The organism is Pseudomonas sp. CBZ-4, assembly GCF_000346755.1.
GTDB lineage: Bacteria > Pseudomonadota > Gammaproteobacteria > Pseudomonadales > Pseudomonadaceae > Aquipseudomonas.
Map to the genome: position 1 here is coordinate 1 of NZ_ANNV01000012.1, position 7,078 is coordinate 7,078.

The 7,078-nt window shown below is 59.8% G+C and carries 6 protein-coding genes; all 6 read right to left on the reverse strand.

Features of this window, described 5'->3' with window-relative positions; translation table 11 throughout:
* Positions 1 to 43: 43 nt before the first annotated feature.
* Positions 44 to 1,519 carry a mannitol dehydrogenase family protein gene (locus tag B348_RS0102140; protein WP_017734516.1) on the reverse strand — a complete coding sequence of 492 codons (1,476 nt, stop codon included), beginning with the start codon at positions 1,517 to 1,519 and terminating at the stop codon, positions 44 to 46.
* A 16-nt stretch (positions 1,520 to 1,535) separates the two neighbouring features.
* Complete coding sequence (locus tag B348_RS0102145) at positions 1,536 to 2,639, reverse strand: ABC transporter ATP-binding protein (protein ID WP_017734517.1); 1,104 nt, start codon at positions 2,637 to 2,639, stop codon at positions 1,536 to 1,538.
* A gap of 22 nt (positions 2,640 to 2,661) precedes the next feature.
* Complete coding sequence (locus B348_RS0102150) at positions 2,662 to 3,492, reverse strand: carbohydrate ABC transporter permease (protein ID WP_017734518.1); 831 nt, start codon at positions 3,490 to 3,492, stop codon at positions 2,662 to 2,664.
* Positions 3,493 to 3,502: 10 nt separating this feature from the next.
* Complete coding sequence (locus tag B348_RS0102155; protein WP_017734519.1) at positions 3,503 to 4,393, reverse strand: carbohydrate ABC transporter permease; 891 nt, start codon at positions 4,391 to 4,393, stop codon at positions 3,503 to 3,505.
* A gap of 180 nt (positions 4,394 to 4,573) precedes the next feature.
* A complete protein-coding gene (locus B348_RS0102160) occupies positions 4,574 to 5,884 on the reverse strand; it encodes a sugar ABC transporter substrate-binding protein (RefSeq protein WP_017734520.1) in 1,311 nt (436 codons plus the stop codon).
* 240 nt (positions 5,885 to 6,124) lie between these two features.
* The coding region (locus B348_RS1000000130600) for an Ig-like domain-containing protein (RefSeq protein ID WP_177325303.1) at positions 6,125 to 7,078 on the reverse strand (954 nt) is incomplete at its 5' end.

Sequence of the window (7,078 nt, forward strand, 5' to 3'; positions counted from 1 at the left end):
GACTGAACCACCGCTATCGCAGGCAAGCCAGCTCCCACATTTTTCAAGCCGGTTTCTTCAGGAGGGTTTGTAGGGTTTGGGTGACGCCATGGTCGCGCAAGCTCACAAAACACCGCTCGAACGCTGCCACAAACCCAGGCGAATTGGGAATAGCCGTGCCAAAAATCTCTTCAACCCCCAACAGCCGCTGGTTGATCAAGCCATCGTCACTGACCAGGCCCTGGCAGAACGCCGCACGCGGGTCCGGAATCGTGTAGCGCACGCCATTCTCATCCACACCCTTCAGATACAACGCCCACGCCGCCACCACCAACGCCGCACGTTCCGTCTCGCGGCCATCGGCAATCAAGCGGTTGATGGTCGGCACGGTGAACTTCGGAAACTTCGACGAACCATCGGAACACACGCGCTCCAACTGATCGGCAATCGCCTGGTTGGAGAAACGATCCACCAGGGTCTGCTTGTAGTGTGTCAAGTCGATGCCGGGCACGGGCGCCAGGTTGGGCGTGACGTCCAGGTCCATGTAGGCGCGCATATAGGCGACGAACAGCGGGTCGTTCATGGTCTCGTGGACAAACCGATAGCCCTTGAGGAAGCCCAGGTAGGTGAGGGCCAGGTGGCTGCCGTTGAGCAAGCCGATCTTCATCTCTTCGTAGGGCGTCACGTCATCGGTGAACTGCACGCCGACCGTTTCCCAGGCCGGGCGGCCGTTGACGAACTTGTCTTCCAGCACCCACTGCACAAAGGGTTCGCACACCACCGGCCAGGCATCGTCGATGCCGTGCTCGTCATGCAGTTGCAGGCGGTGGGCGGTGCTGGTCATCGGCGTGATGCGATCGACCATGGCATTCGGGAAGCTCACATTCGTGGCGATCCAGGCATGCAGGTCGGCGTTGTGCAGGGCGGCGAACGCCAGCAGTGCCTTGCGCGTGACGGCGCCGTTGTGCGGCAGGTTATCGCAGGACATCACGGTAAACGCCGGGGTGCCGGCGTCGCGGCGTTGGGTCAGGGCCGCGCAGAGAAAACCGAACACGGTTTTCGGCGCCTTGGGGTGCGCGAGGTCATGCTGGATTTGCGGCAGGTGGGCCATGAACTCGCCGTTGCTGTCGTCGATGCAGTAGCCGCCCTCGGTGATGGTCAGCGAGACGATGCGGATCTCGGGGCTGGCGAGCTTGTCGATCAACGCCTGGGCGCTGTCTTCGGCCAGCAGCATGTCGCTGATCGCGCCGATCACGCGTACTTCGGTGTCGTCGGTGTCGCCCAGTTCATACAGGGTGAACAGATAGTCCTGACCGGCCAGGTCGTCGCGGGCCTTGCGGTCCTCGCTGCGCAGGCCGACGCCGCAGATGCTCCAGTCCAGGCCAACGCCGGTGTTCATCAGCGCATCGGTGTAATACGCCTGATGGGCGCGGTGGAAACCGCCGACGCCGATATGGGCAATGCCCTGCGCGGTCGGGGTATAGGTCGGCAACTGTACTTCTGGCGCCAACCGCGTGAGGTTCTGTTTATTCAGTTTCATCACAACTCTCGCAAAATCAGGCGGCAGCGCGCAGTGGGCGGGCCACGGCTTTGCCTTCGGTGTCGAAAAGATGGCAGTGCGCCGGGTCGAGGTGCAGGTGCAGGGTTTCGCCGTATTGGCTGGCCATGTCGCCACGGATGCGCATGGTCAGCGGCTCGCCGTTGGCGGTGTTGACGTGGCAGAAGGTGTCGCTGCCCAGGCGCTCGCCGACGTCGGCGGTGACGGTCAGGGTGGTTTGGCCAGCGGTGGCGATTTCCAGGTGCTCCGGGCGGATGCCCAGGGTTACCGCGCTGCCCACGCTCAAGGTTGCACCGCTCAACGGCAGGCTGATCAAGGTGCCGGCATCCAGTTGCACTTCACAACTCTGGCTGTCGACGCGGGTGACCTTGCCCTTGAGGAAGCCCATTTTCGGCGTGCCGAGAAACCCCGCGACAAACAGATTGGCCGGCTGGTGGTACAGCTCCAGCGGCGAGCCGACCTGTTCGATGCGGCCGCTGTTGAGCACCACCACCTTGTCGGCCAGGGTCATGGCCTCGACCTGATCGTGGGTCACGTAGATCATCGTCGCTTGCAGTTCTTTATGCAGGCGTGCCAGCTCCAGGCGCATCTGCACGCGCAGCGCGGCGTCGAGGTTGGACAGCGGTTCGTCGAACAGGAAGATCTTCGGGTTGCGCACAATGGCGCGGCCGATTGCGACGCGCTGGCGTTGGCCGCCCGACAGCTGCTTGGGCTTGCGCTCCAGCAACGGGCCCAGTTCGAGGATGCGCGCGGCTTCGCTGACTTTGCTTTCCACCAGCTTCTTGTCCACGCCCGCCAGGTCCAGGGCGAACGACATGTTCTTGCGCACGCTCATGTGCGGGTACAGGGCGTAGGTCTGGAACACCATCGCCAGGTCACGCTTGGCCGGGGTCACTTCGGTGATGTCGCGACCGTCCAGTTCGATGGTGCCGTCGCTGACTTCTTCCAGCCCGGCGATCAGGCGCAGCAGCGTGGATTTACCGCAGCCCGACGGGCCGACGAAGACCACGAATTCCTTGTCGTTCACCTCAAGGTCGATGCCCTTGATGATGGAGAAACCTTCGAAGCCTTTTTGCAGATTCTTGATTTTCAGGTTGGCCATGATGGGCCTCCGCTTGGAATTATTATTTAACAGCGCCGAAGGACAAACCGCGCACCAGCTGTTTCTGGCTGACCCAGCCAAAGATCAGGATCGGCGCACAGGCGAGGGTCGACACGGCGGACAATTTGGCCCAGAACAAGCCTTCGGGGCTGGAGTAGGAGGCGATCAGCGCGGTCAGCGGCGCGGCATTCGACGAGGTCAGGTTCAGCGACCAGAATGCCTCGTTCCAGCACAGGATCAGCGACAGCAGCACTGTGGAGGCCAGGCCTCCCTTGGCAATCGGCAGCAGCACGCGGACCATTTCCTGCCACAGGGTGGCGCCATCGAGGCGGGCGGCTTCGAGGATGTCCTTGGGGATGTCCTTGAAGTAGGTGTAAACCATCCACACCACAATCGGCAGGTTGATCAGGGTGTAGATGATGATCAGCGCGATACGTGTGTCCAGCAGGCCAAAGCTCTTGGCCAACAGGTAGATCGGCATCAGCACGCCCACCGGTGGCAGCATCTTGGTCGACAGCATCCACAGCAGCGTGCCCTTGGTGCGCTGGGTTTCGTAGAAGGCCATGGAGTAGGCTGCCGGCACCGAGATCAGCAGGCACAAAGCCGTGGCGCTGAAGGAAATCACCACCGAGTTCCAGGCGTAGGCGAAGTAATTGCTGCGCTCGTTGATGTGCAGGTAGTTCTCCAGCGTCGGCGTGAAGATGAACTGCGGCGGCGTGGCGAACGCGTCGATTTCGGTCTTGAAGCTGGTCAGCACCATCCAGAAGATCGGGAAGAAGATCAGGATCGCGATGGCCCAGGCCAACGTGCCAAGCAACAGGCTTTGCAGGCGGCGGGATTGTTGAAGCGTCATGGCGCGGCCCTCAAGGCTTGTCAGTCAGGTTTTTGCCGATCATCCGCACCAGGATGATCGCCGCGATATTGGCAATGACCACGGCAATCAAGCCGCCGGCCGAGGCCATGCCCACGTCGAACTGCACCAGCGCCTGGTTGTAGATCAGGTAGGCGAGGTTGGTGGACGCGTAGCCGGGGCCGCCGTTGGTGGTGGTGAAGATTTCGGCGAACACCGAGAGCAGGAAGATCGTCTCGATCATCACCACCACGGCAATCGGCCGGGCCAGGTGCGGCAGGGTCAGGTGCCAGAAGATCGCGATGGCGCCGGCACCGTCCAGGCGCGCGGCTTCCTTTTGTTCCTGGTCGAGGGACTGCATGGCGGTCATCAGCAGCAGGATGGCGAACGGCAGCCATTGCCAGGAGACAATGATGATGATCGACAGCAACGGGTAGTGCGCGAGCCAGTCCACCGGTTCGGCGCCGAAGAACTTCCACACGGCGGCGAGAATCCCCGACACCGGGTGGAAAATCAGGTTCTTCCAGATCAGCGCACCGACGGTGGGCATGATGAAGAACGGCGAGATCAACAACACCCGCACCAGGCCGCGACCGAAGAACTCACTGGCTTCGAGCAGGGCGCTGATCAACACGCCCAGCACCACGCTGATCAGCAGCACGCTGCCCACCAGCAACAAGGTGTTGGTGGCGCCGGGCAAGAAGCCCGAATCGGTGATGAAGTAGGTGAAGTTTTCCAGCCCGACGAATTGGTTTTCACCGGGGTAGAGCAGGTTGTAGCGGATCAGCGAAAAGTACAGGGTCATGCCCAGCGGCACGATCATCCACAACAGCAGCAGGGCCACCGAGGGGCTGACAAGGAACCAGCCGGGGTTGGCCAGGCGGTTTTTGGCGGGTGTATTCATGGTATTCAAGGCCAGTCGATTACAGGCGGAGCCAGCGTCGGAGCGCGGTCAATGTGGGAGCTGGCTCGCCTGCGATAGTGGTGTGTCAGCAAACAGATTCATCCACTGACACACCGCTATCGCGGGCAAGCCCGGCTCCCACAGAAAGCGGGTTCCCACATTTACAGGGGGGAGGCTGCTTTATTTGGGATAGCCGGCCCGCTTCATTTCCCGCTCGGTAGTGGTCTGCGCGGCAGTCAGTGCCGCATCCACCGTCTGCTGACCGGTCAGCGCCCCCGAGAAGAACTTGCCCACCTGGGTGCCAATCGCCTGGAATTCAGGAATGGTCACCAACTGGATGCCGATATACGGCACCGGCTTGAGCGTCGGCTTGGTCGGGTCCGCGACTTTCAGGGATTCCAGGGTCACCTTGGCAAACGGCGCGGCCTTCATGTACTCCTCGCTGTAGGTCGAAGTCCGGGTGCCCGGTGGGACATTGGCCACGCCATCGGTCTTGGCGACCAATGCGCCGTATTCCTTGGACGTGGCCCAGCTGGCGAACACCTTGGCGGCGTCCTTGGCCTTGGAGCTGGTGGGGATCGCCAGGCTCCAGGAGTACAGCCACGAAGTGCCCTTGTCGGTCTTCTCGTGGGGGGCAAACGTGAAGCCGACGTGGTCCGCCACCTTGCTCTGGGTTTTGTCGGTGACAAATGAGCCGGCCACGCTGGCATCGACCCAGATCGCACACTTGCCGCTGTTGAACAGCGCGAGGTTTTCGTTGAAGCCGTTGCTGGACGCACCCGGTGGGCCGGATTTCTTCATGTTGTCGACGTAGAAGTTCAGCGCGTCCTTCCACTCGGGGCCGTTGAATTCCGGCTGCCATTTCTCATCGAACCAGCGTGCGCCGTAGCCGTTGGCCAGGGTGGTGATCAGCGCCATGTTCTCGCCCCAACCGGCTTTGCCGCGCAGGCACAGGCCGTATTGTTCTTTGGTTTTATCGGTGAGTTTGCTGGCGAATTCGCCGATCTGCGTCCAGGTCGGGTGCTCGGGCATGGTCAGCCCGGCGTCCTTGAACAGGTCGGTGCGGTAATAGGTGATCGAGCTTTCGGCATAGAACGGCAGGGCGTACAGCGAACCCTTGACGGACAAGCCGTCACGCACCGAAGGGAATACATCATCGAGGTCGTAGGAAGCCGGCAAGTCCTTCATCGGCTCCAGCCAGCCCTTGGCGCCCCACAGTGCGGCTTCGTACATGCCGATGGTCAACACGTCGAACTGCCCGCCCTGGGTGGCGATGTCGGTGGTCAGGCGTTGGCGCAGGACGTTTTCTTCAAGCACCACCCAGTTCAGCTTGATCTCCGGGTGCTCGGCTTCGAAGGTTTTCGAGAGCTTTTGCATGCGGATCATGTCGCTGTTGTTGACGGTGGCAATGGTCAAGGTTTGCGCGCCAAGGCTGACGGCGCTGATAGTCAAGCAGGTAGAGGCAAGCAGAGCTTTTGCTGTGAACTTCATCGCGCACTCCGTTTCCGCGCCCAGGGGGCTACAGAAGGACAGTTATTGTTGTTGTGTCTTCCTACAGGGAGTCAGGAAGAGTGTGCGGTTGATTACAGCCTTGAAATGGCGGTGTGACAAATCCTTGGGAGCACTGGGACTGATACTTTTTTGCACTGAGTGGTTTTTGCGACAATAGGGATAAAACGACGGGACAGACCACTGTACAAGCTGATCTGTCCCGCCGAGGTGTAATGTCAATCAAGGTTGCAGGCACCACGCCCAAGTATGGATATTTTTATTTATGCACCAAACCGCGTGCGAGTCCTTGAGAGAGTCCCAGTACACCCCAGTGAAAGCGTCGCACTGCGGCTCAGTACATAGCCAATAATAGGAGTCATACGGAACCGGAAGAGGCCATCCATAAGCTGTTCCCATAAATCGAATACCGTCATCGTAGTAAATGCCCACGGCACCTGGCAGCGATTTTCTCCAGTCAACCGCTTGCCCCCAGCTCATGGCGTTTCGATTTTCACGCAGTTGCCATACATTGCTGACGTTGACCGTAAATGAGAGCTTATTCCCCAGCTTGTCGGTCACATCTATAACCGTAGTGCCGTTTCGCATCCCAGCCACCAAACCTGTGGGTGAAACGGATGCCACCGCTGAGTTTCTCGACGTGTAAGTGTAGGGAGTTTGCCCTCCGGTAGCCGTTCGGGTTTGAGAATTACCGGGGTATTGTCCAATCTTGTTCCAGCCGGCCGCAATAACAGCACGCCCATTCAAGTTCATCGTACTTTGGTCAATATGCAAGGCTTGTCGACGGGTGATAGTAACTGTCCCAGATGGTGGGTAGCTTCCATATTGCCCGACCGCTCTGTACGAATAGCTTGCCAACTGTAATCCGCTGCGCACATAGTCCCAACTGCCGGTGCCACTCGCTGTGCGTTCAACCCGAAAGGTATTGTTTTCATATATCCAGACTTTCTGATTCGCGGCGGCAGTACCTCTGAGTGTCACACTGGTATCGTAGGTCGTTCCACCGTTGAGGATCTGTCCCTTGGAATCATGCACAGTCAATGTAACCGGCGTAGTGATAGCCTTTTTGATCGTGTAATTCGTCGAAGAAAACTCCACCGCATTTGGTCTGTTGGTACTGCCATCGAAGGTCACTTCGGCAGTCACAGTGATCTGCGCATTGTCGGCCAGCGCTTC

Excerpts from the sequence above, each read along its gene's own strand:
- B348_RS0102140 (WP_017734516.1), bottom strand. The coding sequence starts at position 1,519 with ATGAAACTGAATAAACAGAACCTCACGCGGTTGGCGCCAGAAGTACAG.
- B348_RS0102145 (WP_017734517.1), bottom strand. The coding sequence starts at position 2,639 with ATGGCCAACCTGAAAATCAAGAATCTGCAAAAAGGCTTCGAAGGTTTC.
- B348_RS0102150 (WP_017734518.1), bottom strand. The coding sequence starts at position 3,492 with ATGACGCTTCAACAATCCCGCCGCCTGCAAAGCCTGTTGCTTGGCACG.
- B348_RS0102155 (WP_017734519.1), bottom strand. The coding sequence starts at position 4,393 with ATGAATACACCCGCCAAAAACCGCCTGGCCAACCCCGGCTGGTTCCTT.
- B348_RS0102160 (WP_017734520.1), bottom strand. The coding sequence starts at position 5,884 with ATGAAGTTCACAGCAAAAGCTCTGCTTGCCTCTACCTGCTTGACTATC.